We start from the raw sequence: 18,164 nt of genomic DNA on the forward strand, positions 1-18,164 counted from the left end.
ATAGTGACTTCTTTTTTTAAATATAATATGAAAATGATAGAAACTTTTGTTATTCTCTCTCTAAGTTAGCCCTAAAATTTTATATCAAAAACAATCAATATTGATCACGAATCCCTGTCACAGAGGAGAATTAGGAGAAATTATGAAAAAAGTATCCCCACTACAATCCGTGGCTGTCAGAATTACAATTCTCATTGTGGGAGCCTTGCTGATTGAAGGAATATTTATTTCTTCATTCTTTAATTTTAATTTAGAAGGATTTATCGATAAACGCTCAAGTGAATATCGACTCGAAATAGAAACTGAAGAAAAAGGAAAACTAAAGGACTCCGTTGATCTGGCATACAGCGTAGTAAACTCCTATTATGAGCGCTCACAAGATATTGAGACATTAAAAAAACAAGAAATGGAATCTCTTAAACAGGTTGTGGACACCGTTGTTACACAAGTTGAAGCACTATATGATAAATTTGATGGTATCCTGCCAAAAGAAGTACTCGAAGAACGGATTAAAAGCATCGTTGATGCTGCAAGATACGACACAGACAACTATGTCTGGATTAACGATTTAGAAAACCGGATGGTAGTCCACCCCAATAAATCTCTACTCGGAAAAGATTTATCTGACTTGAAAGATTCTAAAGGTGTTTACCTTATCAGAGATATGACCAGCATTGCCGAAACCAAAGGAGAAGGAACTCTTGCATATCACTGGGTCCGCCCGGGAGAAACCGAACCCAAGCTTAAAATTTCATATGTAAAAATACTGCCTAAGTTGGGTTGGATTATCGGTACAGGAGCATGGGTTGAAGATATCACCGCTGAAATGAAAAAAGAAGCTCTCGCCCAAGTAGCAAAAATGAGACTCGGAACAGAGAAGTATTTCTGGATCAATGATTCTGGACCGAAAATGATCATGCATCCGATGAAACCAGCCTTGAACGGCAAAGACCTTTCAGGAATAGCAGATGCCAAGGGTAAAAAGCTATTCGTAGAAATGGTCAAAACTGTTCAGCAAAACAACGGAGCAGGCTACGTTTCATATTGGTGGAGCAAGCCCGGCACAGGTAAGAATGCTCCTAAATTGTCATATGTAAAACTCTTTGAACCGTGGGGCTGGATTATCGGAATGGGCGTATATGTCGACAACATTGATGCCTCCGTACTGAAACAGAAAGGTCAATTTGATGACACAATTCACTCAATTGAACAAAATTCAGCGTTATCCGCACTATTATTTATAATTATTGCCACTGTGGTTTGTATCTACCTTATACGCAAAGGGCTGAACAAACCTCTGAACCGCCTTGTTGATTTTTCCAGTAAAGTTGCCGGTGGTGATTTAGACTCTTCACTCAAAGGTCAATTCTCAGGAGAAATGGAAATTCTTAAGGATTCTCTAGAGCAGATGATTACCAGCCTCAAAACCAAAATAGGCGAAGCAAACCTGCTCAGCGAACAGAGTAAAGAAGAAACATTCAAAGCACATGAAGCAAAAGCTGAAGCTGAAGCTGCCAAAGTTGCCGCAGAAAGCGCAAAAGCAGAAGGAATGCTCGAGGCGGCAGATATGCTTGAAGGATTGGTAAACGATCTTTCATCGGCATCAGAAGAACTGTCAGCGCAGGTTGAGGAAGTCACACACGGTACCGACACGCAGCAGCAACGCATATCTGAAACAGCTGTCGCAATGGAAGAGATGAACGCAACTGTTCTTGAAGTCGCCCGCAATGCTTCAGAAGCGGCAGAGAGCGCTGATCAGACCAGACAGAATGCAGAGTCAGGTTCTGCCATCGTCGATAATTCTGTAAACTCTATTCTTGCCGTTAACTCGCACTCGGAAACACTGAAAACAAATATGGATGAACTAGGCAAACAAGCCGAAGCCATCGGAACTGTAATGAATGTAATTACCGACATTGCGGACCAGACTAATCTGCTCGCACTTAACGCCGCAATTGAAGCAGCCCGCGCAGGTGATGCAGGACGAGGATTTGCGGTTGTTGCAGATGAAGTTCGCAAGCTGGCAGAAAAAACAATGGTAGCCACTAAAGAAGTTGGAGAGGCTATCAACAATATTCAAGCTGGAGCAAATAAGAACATTGAAAGTGTTGAGAGTGCAGCCGTCGCGGTTGAAAAGGCAACTGGTTTTGCTAATGAGTCAAAGCAGTCTCTTTCACAAATACTTGAACTGGTTCAATCCACTTCTGATCAGGTTCGCTCCATTGCAACGGCTTCCGAGGAACAATCCAATGCAAGTGAAGACATCAACCGAGCAATTGAAGATATCAAAGTTGTTTCATCCGAAACATCCGAAGGTATGCTCCAAGCCAATCAGGCTATAGGAGATCTGGCAAGGCTGGCTTCGGATCTTAAACATCTTATAGATAAACTCAGAGAAAATGATTAATATCGTCCACCCGGATTAGCAATTTAAACTCCCGGCCTTTATATTAAGGCCGGGAGTTTTTTTATCTGCGATTGTATCACCCTCCGCTCCGTGTTATGTATAGAATAAATAGAATTCATACTCGTTCTATACTGCATCCTAACTCAAGGGGAGAACAATGGGTAAGCACGAATCTACGCAGGACATTAATAAAATATTCAAAGACTTAAACTCGAGTTCAAAAGGTTTAACCTCTCCCGAAGCTCGTACCCGCCTCGATAAATACGGTCAAAATGCTTTAAAAACGGAAAGCGTCAGCCCGTTAAAAAAGCTTCTAAGCTATTTCTGGGGACCGATTCCATGGATGATTGAAGCGGCGGCCTTGCTCTCATTAATAGTGCAGGACTGGGTAGACTTTTCAATCATAATGGTACTGCTCATTTTCAATGCTGCAATCGGATTCTGGGAAGAAGCCAAAGCATCAAACGCCCTTGATGCTCTGAAAAATCAGATGGCATTGAAAGCAAGAGTTCTACGCGATGGCATATGGAATGAAATTGACGCGACAAACCTTGTTCCCGGTGACATTGTCCGCATCAGATTAGGGGATGTAATTCCGGCAGATGTCGTTTTGACCGAAGGGGAATATCTCAGCGTAGACCAATCCGCACTTACAGGTGAATCATTACCGGTCAACAAGAAATCAGGTAATGAAGCTTTCTCTGGATCGGTCGCCAAGCAAGGAGAAATGGAAGCTGTCGTTACAGCAACAGGCGCAGAAACATTTTTCGGACGCACTGCAAAACTGGTAGAAAGTGCCGGAACAGCCTCTCATTTCCAAAAAGCAGTCATGAAAGTCGGAGATTTTCTGATATTCGTTGCCATAGGTCTGGCAATGATTCTTGTTGTTACCGAGCTTCTACGCGGCGAACCGCTGATCAAACTCATTCAATTCGTACTAATTCTGGTTGTCGCCTCAATTCCGGTAGCAATGCCGGCGGTTCTGTCTGTCACCATGGCACTCGGCGCACTTTCCCTTTCTAAGAAAAAAGCAATCGTATCCAAGTTGCAGGCCATTGAAGAGATGGCCGGAATTGATATTCTATGCTCGGATAAAACCGGAACTCTGACTAAAAATCAGTTGGACCTCGGTGAGCCTGTCATTTTCTCTGCTCCGGATAAAGACAATTTAATATTTATGGCCGCCCTTGCCTCAAAAGAGGAAAACGGCGATGCCATCGACCTTGCGGTTTTAAAAGGTATTACCGATAAATCTATTTTCACAGGATACAAACAAACCTCCTTCTCCCCGTTTGATCCGATACGCAAAAGAACAGAAGGTTCCATCACCACAGAAGACTCTCAGTTCAAAGTGACAAAAGGTGCACCGCAAGTAGTTCTCGACCTCGCAAATGTAACCGGACCAGATCGCGAAAGAGCTGATTCAGCAATTAACGATTTTGCGGCAAAAGGTTTCCGCTCGCTGGGAGTAGCCAAAAGCAATGAGACCGGAGGATGGGATTTTTTAGGTATTTTATCTCTGTTCGATCCACCTCGTGATGATTCAAAAGAAACCATCGCACAGGCTGTAAAACACGGAATTCAAGTCAAAATGGTTACAGGGGATGATACTGCCATCGGCAGAGAAACAGCCGGACAACTCGGAATGGGAACCAATATGCACCCCGTTTCAGAATTGATCGGCGAAAACGCAGACCCCGCGCACCTGACTTCAACTCAGTCCGAAATGATTGAAAAAGCCGACGGATTTGCGCGAGTATTCCCAGAGCATAAATATGCCATAGTAAAAGCATTGCAGGAACGCGGACACATTGTAGCCATGACCGGAGACGGCGTTAATGACGCTCCCGCACTCAAACAGGCAGATGCAGGGATTGCGGTTTCTGGTGCGACCGATGCAGCCAGAGCCGCAGCGGATTTAATTCTCACCGAACCGGGTTTATCGGTCATTATTAAGGCTGTGGAAGAAGCGCGAAGAATTTTCGAGCGCATGATGAGCTACACTATCTACCGCATCGCCATGACTATCGATATTATGGCATTCGTGGTTCTGGCTATGCTGGTCTTTGATTTCTATCCACTCACAGCCGTCATGATCATCATGCTGGCACTGCTCGACGACATTCCGATTATGACCATTGCCTACGACAACACATGGCTTGATCCAAAGCCTGTGCGTTGGCAGATGGGCCGAGTCCTCGGAATTTCAAGCATGCTGGGTTTCCTTGCCGTTATTGAAACATTCGGAATGCTCTGGCTCGGACGGGATATATTTCATTATCCGGTTGAACAGCTCCAAACCATGCTCTTCCTGCAACTGGTTGCAGGCGGACATCTTATGCTGTTCGTAACCCGCACCAAAAAAGCGTTCTGGAAATCTCCATATCCAGCTCCGAAATTATTCTGGGCCATTATCGGAACACAGCTTTTCGCGGCATTCATCTGCGGCATGGGCTGGCTCGTACCCGCCATACCATGGATTCACATTTTATGGGTCTGGGTCTATAATCTAGTATGGATGGTTGTGCAGGACATATTCAAACTGGCGGCTTACCGGATGATGGACAATAAAGCTGAACATAATCAGGGGTTCATCAAAATAGCAAATGAACCTATCTTCAGCAGGTTCTCCCACCATAGAAAATAAACTGAAAAGCCGCGTTTCCATCAAACTGGAAGCGCGGCTTTTTTTTAATTTATAATCACATTTTTATACAGTCGAACGACCTTTGATCTTATTAAGTAAAAGAGAAATAGCAAAACCCACGACACTTACTGCTATAATTGTTGCCCCTGAAGACACATCAAATTCATAAGATAACAACAATCCAGTCACGCAAAAAACCATGCTGAGCAAGATTGAAAGAACCATCATTGTATGAAGTGACGAAGTTCTGCTCTCCGCTATCTGCGGAGGGATCGTCAAAAGCGCAATGACCAGAATAAGCCCGACAACGCGGATTACCATAACGACGCTTAAGGCAATCAGAGCAAGCATCAAAAAATAAAGTAACGTAACAGGCACACCTCTGGCACGGGCAAAATCTTCATCAAAAGACATAGCCCAGAACCCTTTATAACAAACAAAAACAACCGACAGCACAATTCCTGCCAGTACTGCCATCAGCACTAAATCAGAATTTGGAGTGGCAAGTATCCCCCCGAAAAGATAACTCATCAAATCAACATTATAACCGGGGGTAATATCGAGCAAAATAATACCCAGAGCCATACCACCCGCCCACATAACTCCTATGAAAGTATCTGCTCTATCTTTCACCCGCATGGTCACAAGCGCCATAAGCAACGCCGCACACACGGCAAATGCCGCAGTGACCGGAAGCATAGGAAGACCTAGAAAAAACGCCAACCCTACTCCACCATATGAAGCATGAGCGATTCCACCGGCAAGGAGCACGACTCTGTTAACCACAACAAGCGCCCCGATAATTCCGCAGATGATGGAAGCCAGCACTCCGGCGATCAAGGCATTCTGCATAAATTCGTAACTAAGTGACTCAATCATGCCAATCTCCTTCCGGCTTATCCTCAGATTCAGCATGAAATTCAAGCACTCTATGCGGAAGCTCTCCATGCGTAACAAGCTCAATGGGACATGATCCGCGCTCGTTTTCTCCGTAAGCTTCACTTAATAATTCGCGGGTTATTTTAGGCTGGTCATGCATATGAACTTTTCTATTAACACATGCCACCGACTTAACACCCTGCCCAAGAACAGAAATATCATGGCTGACCATAATTACCGTCATATCCTGATTCAATTCCCGAAGCAGGCAGTACAAACTGTTTTTTCCAGCCTGATCAACGCTCGCCGTCGGTTCATCAAGTAAGATGATTTGAGGTTCATCAACAATAGCGCGAGCAATAAACACACGCTGTTTCTGACCACCTGAAAGATCTGAAATTCTCCGATTGATGAGCGAGAGCATTCCCACACGATCAAGAGCCTTTTCCACATCAGCAGAAGCATTTCCGGCAAACCTTATGCCGAAAACACCTTTAATACTGGGAGAAACTTTCCCCATAAGAACCGCATCGCGCACTGTAATCGGAAAACTTTCCGAAACAGATGTATACTGAGGCATATATCCTATCTGTCCGCCATGCTTCCCGGGCGCCTTTCCAAGAATCTCAACACAACCTTTCTTAGGCTTAAGCAGACCCAGCAAGAGCTTAAGCAATGTTGTCTTGCCTCCTCCGTTCGGGCCGAGCACAGCAAGATAATCCCCTTTTAAAATATCAAAACTCACGTCATCTATGACGTCATGAGGGCCATATCCGAAGCTAACATTCGAAAAACTTATAACTTTTTCGGAGCTCATTGCTGTAAAAAACCTCCGGCAAACTCGATAAAGAGCATATAATTAAACCAAAATTGAAACATACACATCCAATATAATGTCAAAATAATACTTTTTACAACAAAAACAACGAGGTAACTTCTTTTTTATAACTAAAAACACATTAGCACGCTTGCGCCTTGATCGACAAATCGGTACGTATTGGCAGCTAACAAGACTTAATTAATCAATTATTCGGAGACAAATAAAATGCGCGCATTTGCAAGTGATAACTACGCGGGAGTTCATCCCGACATAATGGAAGCAATTATCAACGCCAATAGTGATGATATGAGTTCCTACGGTAACGATCCAATTTCAGAAGCAGCGAAAAATCTATTTTTAGAACATTTCGGAAAAGACGCCAAAGTTTTCTTCATGGGAACCGGAACAGCGACCAATACACTAATTCTTAAGCATATAACAACAAGTTGGAACAGTGTAATTTGCGCCGACACGGCACATATCAATGTTGACGAATGCGGATCAGTCGAAGCTGTCGCCGGAGTTAAAATTATTCATGCCGAAGCCGTCAACGGCAAGATCAGTGTAGAATCAATCAAACCCCTCCTGTTTGATGAAAAAGATGTTCACCGAAGCCAGCCTGCTGTTATTTCAATAACTCAGAATACGGAACTGGGAACAGTTTACACACTTGCTGAAACCAAAGCCATTTGCGACTACGCACATGAAAAAGGTCTGCTGGTCCATATGGACGGAGCCAGACTTGCTAACGCAGCCGCAACGCTTGGTGCCACTTTTAAAGAAATGACCATTGATTGCGGAGTTGATGTTCTTTCCTTCGGCGGCACTAAAAACGGGTGCATGTGCGCTGAAGCTGCGGTCTTCATTAATCCTGAAATCGGTAAGGATTTTGAATTTGTCCGTAAGCAGGGCATGCAGCTTGTTTCTAAAATGCGCTATATAGGCGCACAATTTAAAGCTCTGCTGACTGATGAACTGTGGCTTAAAAATGCACGCAGATCCAACGAACTAGCGGCTCTTCTCGCGCAAAAGGTTCAGGGAATCAGTGAAGTACAGATTACCCGTCCAGTGGAAGCCAATGCTGTTTTTGCCATCATTCCTGCGCACTGCATCCCGCAGTTGCAAGAAAAATTTCCTTTCTACGTATGGAATGAAGCCACCGGAGAAGTTCGCTGGATGGCTTCATGGTCAACAACGGAAGAAGATATTGAGAACTTTGTCAGCGCGCTGAAAGAATTGATTTAATCTTATAAATTCAGACTCGCCACAATCAGGATTTAAAAAGAAAGCCTCTCACTCAAAAAGTGGGAGGCTTTTTCATTTACCATTTGAAGTATAACTTCAAAGCGACATTCCTCTTACAATTTGCCCCTCTTTATTATACTTCAATGATTTTAAAATATAACCATCTATATTACAAACACAAAAAAACAGGGAGTAAAACCCCCTGTTAATCTATTTATACTTGCAAAAAACTATAAAAATAACTACTGAATAGTCCCAAGATCAGTTTTCATATGCCAATGTTCTCTCGGTATAGGAATACAGAAACTGCGGGTAGCAACGTCGGCACAGAGGATCAACCCTTTTGAATCCTGATCCCAGAAAACTCTATCTATAAAAAAGGCTATAGCCTGAGAATCAGTCAGTTTTTCAGGTTGGCTGCCCGGAAGAAATCTTTGCATTACGGCTGATGCGGCCTTTTTAAGAGTATTAACGGCAACTGTAGAAATGGCTACATCCTGAAAATCAAGTTCATGTAGAACTGCGCTTTCGCCAGCCATTACTTCAGCGATCTTTACCCGTTCTTCTGCAACGTCGGACTTAATAGAGTTGTTCATGGTCTGCCTCCTCATTGTGTTACGAGATGCAAGTACTCATTCACATGCAAAAGACGGTCCGAATGAAGCGTGTCTTTATTATAACTCAAAACAAAATTAAAAACCAAAAAGCATTACGAGAGCAAGAATGAAAAAAGCACACTTCGGCGCACAGGTTGATAATAACGGAAACTGCACATTCAGATTATTTGCTCCCCACATCCAAGATGTCGGAATGACTTTAAATACCAAACCGGATCACACTTTCATGCTGTCCCCCGCCGAACATGGGTTTCATGAACTGACCATAAACGATATTGCACCTGACTCCTCTTATTCGTTTCTGCTGGATGGATCAAAAAAATTCCCGGACCCAGCATCATTATGGCAGCCGGAAGGCTTAAATTCCTATTCAACTATCTTTGATCATCATAAATTTGACTGGAAAGGAGACAATTTTTCCGGTCTGCCTATCCATGAAATGATCATCTACGAAGCCCATATAGGAACTTTCAGCAAGGAAGGCACTATCCACGGGCTTATGTCTAAACTCGACCATCTGTCTGAACTTGGAATCAACACACTGGAACTTATGCCTGTCGCACAATTTGCAGGCAGCAGAGGATGGGGAAATGAAACTATTTTTCCATATGCAGTCCACAATAGCTACGGAACACCGGATGAATTAAAAGCTCTAGTTAAAGCGTCTCACAAGCTAGGCATTGCGGTAGTTTTAGATGTAGAATTCTGCCAGCACTGCTTCATGAAAGATTTCAACGCAGCTTACACCCCCTTTTTCAGTGATAGTCGCACCATGGCATGGGGAAAAACCATAAATTTCGATGAGGAATACAGTTTCGGTGTTCGCGAATTTTATATCCAGTGTGCTCTTTCATGGCTTCGCGATTTTCATATCGACGGACTGCGCATAAATAACACACACTCAATTCTCGATCAAAGTCCGGTCCATTTTCTGGAAGAACTGTCTGTTAGAATCAGATCTTTTGAAAATAAAAATAAAAGAAAATGTGTTTTGATAATCGATGACAAACACAACTCTCCACGCCCTATTATGCCAGCTGATAAAGGAGGATTCGGGCTTGATGCGTTATGGAGTGATGATTTTCACCATGCACTTCATCACAGAATTACAGGCGATGTAAACGGGGTCTTCCGCGACTATAGTTCACCAGAAAAAATGGTCTCAGCCATGCAGCACGGCTTCGCATACAGAGGACAATTCTCTGAACATCGCAAAAGGATTCACGGATGCAACCAGCAGGAACTTTCAGGTTCTAAATTGATCGTATACTCTCAGAACCATGATCAAACCATTTGTTCCGGAGACGAATGCAGGACAATCAAAAAAGCAGGATTTGAGGCAGCAAAACTTAGTGCCGGAGCAACACTGCTCTCTCCATATACCCCACTACTTTTCATGGGGGAAGAGTATGGAGAAACAGCACCGTTCCATTATTTTTCTGACAGCGTTGAAGCCCCGCTGCCGAGTGCATTCAATGAACAAGAACTGGATTCTCTCTCCTTTGAAGCACCAGATCCTTATGAAGATTCGACATTCACCAGCAGTCATCTCGACTGGAATAAAAAAGAATCCGAACAAGGCAAGTCCATGTTTGAGTTCTATAAAAAGTTACTTACTTTAAGGCGGGAACACCCCGTTCTAAAAGAACCATGCCACAGCAGATGCCAAGTTCAAGAGCTCCAGCCAGGGCTTATCATGATGATCAGAAACCCCTCGGCATCTGATGGAAGATACGCCTCAATAATTTTTAATTTCAACAAAACCGCAATATCCGAAAAACTTGAAGCGTACCTGCCGAAAGGACCATGGACACTTGAACTTTACAGTGCGGCAAAAGCTTTCGGAGGGGATCAGTCACCTCTGGACAAAATATTATCCGACAGCACCCCTTTGAAACTGGCTCCGCAATCGTTCGCATTATATTTTCACACGCCGCTGAATATATATTAATTACGATTTTGTTTCATAGCTGAATATAAAGTAGCTGGACAGACTTCCCATGCTCTGAGATATTGTATGGGTATCGTCTTTCGTCAGCAAAAGGAGTTCAATATGAAACGTTCCAGTGGAATACTTCTCCACTTTACATCACTGCCTTCAAGATTCGGAGTCGGTGATATTGGGCCTGCGGCATATGAATTTGCAGATTTCCTCGCCGAAGCCGGGCAACGGTTTTGGCAGGTTCTGCCGATAACTCCTACATCCAGTAAACTTTGCAATTCTCCCTACTCCGGCTTTTCAGCTTTTGCCGCAAGCCCGCTACTGATAAGCCCCGAACTTATGGTTGATTACGGTCTGCTGAGTGAAGAAGAAATTAAAGAATTTGTCATCCCGGACTCCGATAAAGCGGACTTTGATGCGGCGGCCCATGCTAAAGAGACTCTGCTCCGCATGGCCTTCTCACGAGTTGCAAACGACTTGCTGAATGACCCCGTATTTTCCCAGTTTATATGGGACAACATGCACTGGGTTAATGATTTTGCGCTGTTCACGGCTCTCAAACAGGACTTCAACGGTGACAGCTGGACCAAATGGCCCGAGGATATCCGCGAAAGAACTGAAGAAGGTATGCGCTACTGGGGCGAGTTGTTAGCACGCGAAATATTGTTTGTTAAATTCTGCCAGTGGATATTTTTCCGTCAATGGGGACAACTTAGAGATCACCTTGCCGAGATCGGTGTCGAGCTTATCGGAGATATCCCGATTTATGTTACCCACGACAGTTCGGATGTGTGGGCTAACCGCAAAATTTTCAAGCTTGATGAAAACGGTGAATCATGGTGTGTCGCAGGGGTTCCACCGGATTACTTCAGCAAAAAAGGACAGCTATGGGGAAATCCGGTTTATGACTGGGCCGTTCTTGAACAGGAGGGATTCGGATGGTGGATCAGTCGGTTAAAACACAATCTAGGTCTTTATAACTGGGCCAGACTTGACCATTTCAGAGGATTTTCCGCCTACTGGGAAATTCCCGCCGAGGCACAGTCAGCGATAGACGGGTATTGGGTTCCAGCCCCCGGACATAAGCTGTTTGAAAGACTTTCCTGCGAAGAAGGATGTTTGCGTATTATTGCAGAAGATCTGGGCCATATAACACCGGATGTAGCTTATCTTAAAGACCGCTTTCAACTGCCCGGCATGAATATTCTGCAATTCTCTTTCGGCAGTGATATCGGCATCTGCGGAGACGCTCTCCACAATCACAGACGAAATTCTGTCGTATATACAGGCACTCATGACAATAACACCAACCGAGGCTGGTTCAATCAGGATGCAGATGAAATAAGCCGCAAAAATATGCTGTCATATCTAGGTCATGACTGGATAGATGAATCCAAAATCTCATGGGAGCTGATCAGACTTTTGATGTCCAGCGTCGGCTGTCTGTGTATTTTTCAGGCTCAGGATTTACTGAACCTTGGCGGGGAAGCTCGCATGAACGTTCCCGGGGAAGCCGATGGAAACTGGGGATGGAAGCTCGTGCCGGGACAACTTACGCCGCTGATACGCGAGCGTCTCGGTGAAATGACGGAGATTTTCGGACGCACCAGCCGAATAGATTAAGTCAAAGATTAATCAATATTAATAGACTTTTACAGAAACTATTTCCGCCCGATGTAATAGAAACCGTTAGCGCGGTTTCCATTCATTGTGGTGTAAACCACCTTTTTATGCTCAAGAACCGTAAATAGACTTAACAATTCTTTGATACGTTCATCTGAAAAATGACGTAGAATTCCGCCGCCCTCAATTTCAAATATTCCATAAGTTCCGTGCAGCTTTTGAAAGTGGTCATATCTTTCAAGATTACGCTCATCAGTGTTCAGCATAAAATCATTAATATAAAGAACTCCACCCGGTTTCAAAACGCGGTAGACCTCATTCATAACCTGATCCTGATCTTTATTATCCGGTATACAGGTGAGCACTGCGACAAGAAATGCCGCATCAACGGATTGATCTTTGAAAGGAATAATTCCGTTTTCTAAAGGCTGTACATCAAGCTCACGACTATCATCCATAAGCCTCTGTCGTAAGGCTGCGGAAGGTTCCACTCCCTTCACACGGGTAAAACCCTCGCCAATCAGCCCTCTCATTACGCGCCCATATCCGCATCCTACATCCAGAATATCAGCGTCACTGGAAACATATTTCTTAAATTCATCGAATTGTACCGGAGTGGAAAAGTTTTTCAAAGAACCTTTCTCTTCCCAATATTCGGAATAGTTACTCGAATCTAAAGTCATAAATACTCTCTGTTTATATTGAGTTTATTCCCTGTCCACGAGCCTTGCGGTAGCTGTTGTGATCATTATTTCAACAACTTCTACAGCTCGCGCAGCAGAACTATCAATGTCCCCTTTTTTACCGCTGTACTGCTCCATAATCAAATTCAAAGCAACGACTTTTTCATGATCTTCAAGAAGACGAGGAACTCCGCATCCGACAACTGAACGGAATGCACATCCCCAATTGCAGGGTTTTTCAGAGGGTTGCAGTTTATGCGAGGCAACCACACTGAAACCAACTTCCTCTCCTAAAGCCAACGCAGATATTTTGCGGCCTGTTTTAGATGAATGAATATATATTGCACCGGGTTTAAAACCGTAATTAACAGGAACAGAATAAATCCCTTCACTGTCTTTTAATGCCAGATGAAGAACTTCCCCTTCACGTAAAACCTCAGCGATAACAGATTCATCACTGGTAACGCCTTTCCTGAGCTTAATATCTTTAGACATACTCATCTCCTCTTTATTCTGTCAGTTAAAGAGTATAAACATATTCCATGCCGATTCATACACGAATATCCATCATTATCCCTGTATTCAATGAGCAGGCAACTATTAATAGTTGTCTCAATAATGTCAAAGCCAGCCTCGGCAATGACTGTAAAATTATTGTGGTGGACGGATCTATAAACGGATCAACAAATATTTGCATCGAAGATAAAAACATAATTAAAATTTGCGGACAAGCGGGCCGTGCTGCTCAAATGAACGCGGGAGCAAAAATGGCTACTGGAGAAATACTTTTATTTCTTCATGCTGATACGATACTGCCTCCGAATTCCGCCCCCCTTATCCGTGAAACATTGGATGCTCCGGGAGCAGCGGCAGGTGCGTTCAGCCTCAGCTTTGATGACAACTCAGCCATCATGCGCCTGATTTCCTTCGTAGGAAATCTTCGCACACGAATAGAACGAGTTCCATACGGAGATCAAGCCCCGTTCATAAAAAAGGAAACTTTTCTTGAACTGGGATGTTTCCCGCTGATACCCATTATGGAAGATGTTGAATTTTTCAGAAATATTAAAAGAAAAAGGTTCGAAATAGTTATCCTGAAAGAATCTGTAATAACTTCAGCCCGCAGATATAAACAGATGGGTATGATTCGAGGATTTTTAAGAAACTGGCTATTGAGAATATTGCATTTATGCGGAGTCAGTCCATTTACTCTTAAAAAATTGTACTCTGATAATGGAGACAAAAATTGAAGCAGGCTCTGCTTTTATTCGTAAAGTTACCGATAGCTGGCAAAGTCAAAACCCGCCTTGGAGCAAGTGTCGGAGATGCACAGGCGGCTCTGTTTTATACAGCTTTTGTTCGGGATTTACTTACAAGAATCGATAATCATGGAGTTGAAACTCTGATCTTTTTTGATCAGGAAGAGCCTGTCACAAAATACATTGAATGGCTTGGAGATCGAAAACTGTTTCCGCAACGGGGAAGAGATTTAGGCGCGCGCATGTTTAACGCTTTTGAGGACAGTTTTGCCCTTGATTATACAAGAGGTGTCTTAACGGGAAGTGACTTGCCGGACCTGTCTCCTCAAACAATTGAGGAAGGTCTATCCAGTCTGAAAAAACATCCTGTATGTATTGGTCCGGCAAAAGACGGAGGCTATTATCTCATCGGATTTCAAAACAAAAAACTGACTGATATTCCTTTCTCCGACATTAATTGGAGTACCCCGAGAGTCTTTAAACAAACAATACAAAAATTTAAATCTATCAACCTTGCTCCGTATATTTTACCGGAACAAGCAGATGTAGACACACTTCAAGACCTCGAGACTCTGGTACAAAGCAAAGACTTTAAGACAAGATGCCCGCATACTTTCAAAGCATATCGCAAGTATATAAAAACCGTCTAATACTCGACAATATTAAGATCTGAAACAATACATTTTTTCTTAGGGGTAAACCTTAAAACATCAAAACCAATAGCGGAAATTATCTCGATATCCCATTCTCCGCCTGAGCCGAAACCGCTCATAATTTCTTCACGGATTCCCGGTCTTATATGAAAATCAACAACCGGTTCGGAAACCTCTCCAAGTTGTGAAACTATAGCAGGAACCAAACCGCATGTGACGGAACGCATATCAAAAATCTTACTTTTCATTTTATTTTCCCACACAAAATTTACTGAAAATTGAATCAAGCACTTCCTGCGGTGTAATTTCACCTGTGATTTCAGATAAAGCAGAGCAAGCAGTTTCCAACCGGACACCAAGCAAATCATAAGGAATTGTCATTTCAATATCCTGAACAAGACCATCAAGCTCAGACAGAGCCTTTCTTAATGTCGCCGCCTGTCGCGAATTCGGCACAAGCTCGTCAGGGTCAGGCTCACCCGCTCCAGCTAAAATATGTTCACGAATACTTGAAGCAAGTTCATCGATACCTTGGCCCCTTTTAGCTGAAATTTCAACAACTTCATAACCTGCTTCTGCCATAACTTCTGAGGCAGATGGTGTGGACTGATCCAGATCAATCTTATTGATTACAGCAATACATTTACCACTTTGCGCTGAAAATTCAGGATCAATATCCGATAAATCAAATGGACCGGAACCATCAACTATTAAAAGAACTAAATCAGCTTGTTGCGCCAGCTCTTTTCCCATATCCAGACCGGCTTGTTCAACCTTATCAGTAGTTTCACGCAGTCCGGCAGTATCAACCACCCGTACCTGAAGGCCGTCTAAATTAAGAGTTTCTTCAATAAAATCTCTGGTTGTACCCGGAATATCCGTAACAATAGCGCGATTACGTCCAAGTAAGGCGTTTAAAAGGCTGGACTTTCCAGCATTTACTTTACCTGAAAGTACAGCAAGACCCCCTTCACGCCATGCACGGGTACGCTCTACACCTGCGAGAATTTCAGAAATATTTTTTACAGCATCAGTGACTTCCGTCATCATTTTATCAAGCGGCAAACACTCAAGTTCATCCTCCGGAAAATCTACGGCAACACACAGATGAGCGCGCAATACTTCAAGCCTTCCCCGCAGTTCTTCTATGCGATGACCAAGCACCCCTGAAAGCTTCACCCTTGCAAGCTGAGCCGCACCTTTAGACGGAGCATGAATCATTTCTGCAACAGCTTCTGCCTGCGTAAGATCCATTTTACCATTCAAAAAAGCTCTCAGAGTGAACTCACCCGCACGCGCAAGAACAGCCCCGCGTGATAAAATTTCTCCGAGAACAGAAGCAAGAATGGCTCGGCCCCCATGACAGTTAAATTCAACTGTATCTTCGCCTGTGTATGAATTAGGGCCGGGCATGAAAACAGCAAGGACATCATCCAGTTCTGTAGAGTTTTCATCAAGCACGTACCCATAATGCATGGTGTATGGCTTAAATCCTGAAAAAGAATCTTTTGCGGATTTAAATATTGCTTCTGCAATAGGTAAAGCCTTTTCTCCGCTTACACGGATAATTCCGACTCCCCCTTCACCGGGAGGCGTGGCAATGGCTGCAATGGTCCCGGAAGAACTGACTGACATATTAAAATCTCCATTAACAGATTAAAAAAAAGTTAACCCCGCGGACATTGTCCACGGGGTTAACTTAAAAGTCTGTATTCACCGCTCGTGAACTAAAGTCTAATAGCGGTTGTAACGATCATCGTTGTAGCCACCGGTATTTCCTGAACTGCTGTTTCCAGTACGTTCAGAGCTACGGGTTTCGCCAGTCTTTGGTGCGCGATTACCGAAGTTTTCATCCCGTGGTGCACGGTTACCGAAGTTCTCGTCACGTGGTGCGCGATTACCGAAGTTTTCATCCTGGGGAGGACGATTACCGTAGTTTTCACCGCGTCCGCGAGGAGCTGTATTTTCAGTACGACCACGTCCGTAATTATCATTACGCTCACCTGTACGAGGTCTGCTGCGTTCTGGGCCGCGTGCGTCTCCGCGTGAATCATTACGAACAGGACCGCGTGGTGCTCCACGCTCTGGGCCGCGTGCACTACCGCGTTCTGGGCCGCGTTCTGGGCCGCGAGCACTACCACGTTCAGGACCACGAGCTGGACCACGTTCCGGGCCACGGGCACTGCCACGTTCTGGACCACGAGCTGGGCCGCGAGCGTCTCCGCGTTCTGGGCCACGTGGTGCTCCACGTTCCGGGCCACGAGCTGGACCGCGTTCAGAGCTGCGTTCAGATCCACGACTGTTATAACGATCAGTAGGCTGAGAAGTATATCCTTCGCTGCGTTCTGGGCGTTCAGTGCGTTCGCCACCGCGTCCGCCGGCTGTACGGCTACGACGTGGAAGAATCAGCACACGCTTCATAGGGCCATCGCCCTTACTGCGAGTATTAACGTGTTTATCTTCCTGCAAAGCCATGTGAACAACTCTGCGGTGATAAGAACTGAGAGGTTTAGTACTCTGCACCCTTCCGGTGTGCATTGCTTTATCTGCAAGATGCCACGCGAGCTGACGGAGTTTTTCATCCTGACGTTCGCGATAATCACCTGTATCAATCTGAACACGGACAGAAGTCTGAAGTTTCTTAGAAACCATCCTGTTGCAGAGATACTGCAAGGAGGAAAGAGTCTGTCCTTCACGTCCGATAATAAGACCGGAATTTTCTTCATCATCAACAAGTACGTTGACTCTGTCTTCGCCCACTTCAATTTCAAGTTTAGGAGGCTGCTGAACGATAGGTTCAATCATCCTTTCAAGAGCTTCGCGAACTGCTGCTGCGATATCTTCAGGATCAGCTTCCATTATGCTGCGACGTTCTCTGAAGCCTTCATTTACACTGGAATCAGTATCCGTATCGGCATCAACTGCTTCGCTTTTGGATTCAGAAACAGCAGGTACAACGGATTCTTCTCTGACAGCAACGACAGATTCTCTTTTAACAGCAGGAGTTTCAACTTCTGCGCGAGGAGCAATGGCTGTTTCTTCTCTTACAACAGGAGCTTCACGCTCAACTTTCTTTTCTACCGGTTCAGGTTTTCTTTCTACAGGCCGTTCAACCGGTTTTTCATATCTGGCAGACTGAGTCCTTTCAGGCTTAGTCTCGTTATTTAATAAAGATCTACTCTCTCCGCCTCTAGGACGGGCTTTTACTTTGGCGTTCTTTTTTCCAACGAGTCCGAAGACCCCGGTAGAACCACCGCTGAGTATTTCAATTTCAAGCTTATCGCGATTCAGATTGAAGTAATCACAGGCATTATTAATTGCCTCGTCCAGATTCTTCCCTTGGAATTCTTTGAATTCGCTCATTCTATCTCCTAGTAGTGTTCATCACT

General features: G+C 44.2%; 15 protein-coding genes. 7 read left to right on the forward strand and 8 right to left on the reverse strand.

Annotated elements, in window-relative coordinates; all coding sequences use genetic code 11:
• Positions 1–142 precede the first annotated feature (142 nt).
• Positions 143–2,407, forward strand: coding sequence for a methyl-accepting chemotaxis protein (locus BLT41_RS07485; protein ID WP_092159786.1), 2,265 nt, complete (start codon positions 143–145; stop codon positions 2,405–2,407).
• Positions 2,408–2,564: 157 nt separating this feature from the next.
• Positions 2,565–5,054 (forward strand): plasma-membrane proton-efflux P-type ATPase, encoded by a 2,490-nt coding sequence (locus BLT41_RS07490; RefSeq protein WP_092159788.1) that lies wholly within the window; start codon positions 2,565–2,567, stop codon positions 5,052–5,054.
• Positions 5,055–5,117: 63 nt separating this feature from the next.
• Here BLT41_RS07490 and BLT41_RS07495 read toward each other — a convergent pair whose 3' ends face one another.
• Together BLT41_RS07495 and BLT41_RS07500 are read right to left on the reverse strand one after the other, a co-directional pair.
• The gene (locus BLT41_RS07495; RefSeq protein ID WP_092159790.1) at positions 5,118–5,933 is read right to left on the reverse strand and encodes a metal ABC transporter permease; all 816 of its coding nucleotides are present in this window, start codon (positions 5,931–5,933) and stop codon (positions 5,118–5,120) included.
• The gene (locus tag BLT41_RS07500; protein WP_092159792.1) at positions 5,926–6,750 is read right to left on the reverse strand and encodes a metal ABC transporter ATP-binding protein; all 825 of its coding nucleotides are present in this window, start codon (positions 6,748–6,750) and stop codon (positions 5,926–5,928) included. Before BLT41_RS07500 ends, BLT41_RS07495 begins: the two co-directional genes overlap by 8 nt.
• A 228-nt stretch (positions 6,751–6,978) precedes the next feature.
• On the opposite strand from BLT41_RS07500, the gene BLT41_RS07505 reads away from it, so the two are divergent.
• A complete protein-coding gene (locus BLT41_RS07505; protein ID WP_092159794.1) occupies positions 6,979–7,998 on the forward strand; it encodes a threonine aldolase family protein in 1,020 nt (339 codons plus the stop codon).
• Between the two features lie 242 nt (positions 7,999–8,240).
• On the opposite strand, the gene BLT41_RS07510 is transcribed toward BLT41_RS07505, so the two are convergent.
• Entirely contained in the window at positions 8,241–8,594 is a 354-nt protein-coding gene (locus BLT41_RS07510) for a hypothetical protein (RefSeq protein WP_092159796.1), read from the reverse strand.
• A 127-nt stretch (positions 8,595–8,721) separates the two neighbouring features.
• Here BLT41_RS07510 and BLT41_RS07515 point away from each other — a divergent pair, with 127 nt between their 5' ends.
• Positions 8,722–10,566, forward strand: a complete 1,845-nt coding sequence (locus BLT41_RS07515; RefSeq protein WP_092159798.1) for an alpha-amylase family glycosyl hydrolase — start codon at positions 8,722–8,724, stop codon at positions 10,564–10,566.
• Positions 10,567–10,632: 66 nt separating this feature from the next.
• Positions 10,633–12,180 (forward strand): 4-alpha-glucanotransferase, encoded by a 1,548-nt coding sequence (malQ, locus tag BLT41_RS07520; RefSeq protein WP_092159800.1) that lies wholly within the window; start codon positions 10,633–10,635, stop codon positions 12,178–12,180.
• 38 nt (positions 12,181–12,218) lie between these two features.
• Here the strand turns inward: malQ and BLT41_RS07525 are convergent, their stop codons facing one another.
• Together BLT41_RS07525 and BLT41_RS07530 are read right to left on the reverse strand one after the other, a co-directional pair.
• Positions 12,219–12,863 (reverse strand): class I SAM-dependent methyltransferase, encoded by a 645-nt coding sequence (locus tag BLT41_RS07525; RefSeq protein ID WP_092159802.1) that lies wholly within the window; start codon positions 12,861–12,863, stop codon positions 12,219–12,221.
• Between the two features lie 24 nt (positions 12,864–12,887).
• Positions 12,888–13,358, reverse strand: coding sequence for a pyridoxamine 5'-phosphate oxidase family protein (locus BLT41_RS07530; protein WP_170830332.1), 471 nt, complete (start codon positions 13,356–13,358; stop codon positions 12,888–12,890).
• A 47-nt stretch (positions 13,359–13,405) separates the two neighbouring features.
• Here BLT41_RS07530 and BLT41_RS07535 point away from each other — a divergent pair, with 47 nt between their 5' ends.
• Together BLT41_RS07535 and BLT41_RS07540 are read left to right on the forward strand one after the other, a co-directional pair.
• Positions 13,406–14,113 carry a TIGR04283 family arsenosugar biosynthesis glycosyltransferase gene (locus BLT41_RS07535; RefSeq protein ID WP_092159806.1) on the forward strand — a complete coding sequence of 236 codons (708 nt, stop codon included), beginning with the start codon at positions 13,406–13,408 and terminating at the stop codon, positions 14,111–14,113.
• Complete coding sequence (locus tag BLT41_RS07540; RefSeq protein ID WP_092159808.1) at positions 14,110–14,772, forward strand: TIGR04282 family arsenosugar biosynthesis glycosyltransferase; 663 nt, start codon at positions 14,110–14,112, stop codon at positions 14,770–14,772. Before BLT41_RS07535 ends, BLT41_RS07540 begins: the two co-directional genes overlap by 4 nt.
• Here BLT41_RS07540 and BLT41_RS07545 read toward each other — a convergent pair.
• From BLT41_RS07545 to jag, 3 genes are all read right to left on the reverse strand, one after another.
• Positions 14,769–15,023 (reverse strand): hypothetical protein, encoded by a 255-nt coding sequence (locus BLT41_RS07545; protein ID WP_092159810.1) that lies wholly within the window; start codon positions 15,021–15,023, stop codon positions 14,769–14,771. The two genes, BLT41_RS07540 and BLT41_RS07545, sit on opposite strands and share 4 nt — an antisense overlap.
• Position 15,024: 1 nt before the next feature.
• On the reverse strand, positions 15,025–16,410 hold the full coding sequence (mnmE, locus tag BLT41_RS07550) for a tRNA uridine-5-carboxymethylaminomethyl(34) synthesis GTPase MnmE (protein ID WP_092159812.1): 1,386 nt from the start codon (positions 16,408–16,410) through the stop codon (positions 15,025–15,027).
• A 99-nt stretch (positions 16,411–16,509) separates the two neighbouring features.
• The gene (gene jag / locus BLT41_RS07555; RefSeq protein ID WP_092159814.1) at positions 16,510–18,138 is read right to left on the reverse strand and encodes an RNA-binding cell elongation regulator Jag/EloR; all 1,629 of its coding nucleotides are present in this window, start codon (positions 18,136–18,138) and stop codon (positions 16,510–16,512) included.
• Positions 18,139–18,164 lie beyond the last annotated feature (26 nt).

The sequence above is a fragment of the Maridesulfovibrio ferrireducens genome, assembly GCF_900101105.1.
In the GTDB taxonomy this organism is placed as follows: Bacteria; Desulfobacterota; Desulfovibrionia; order Desulfovibrionales; family Desulfovibrionaceae; genus Maridesulfovibrio; species Maridesulfovibrio ferrireducens.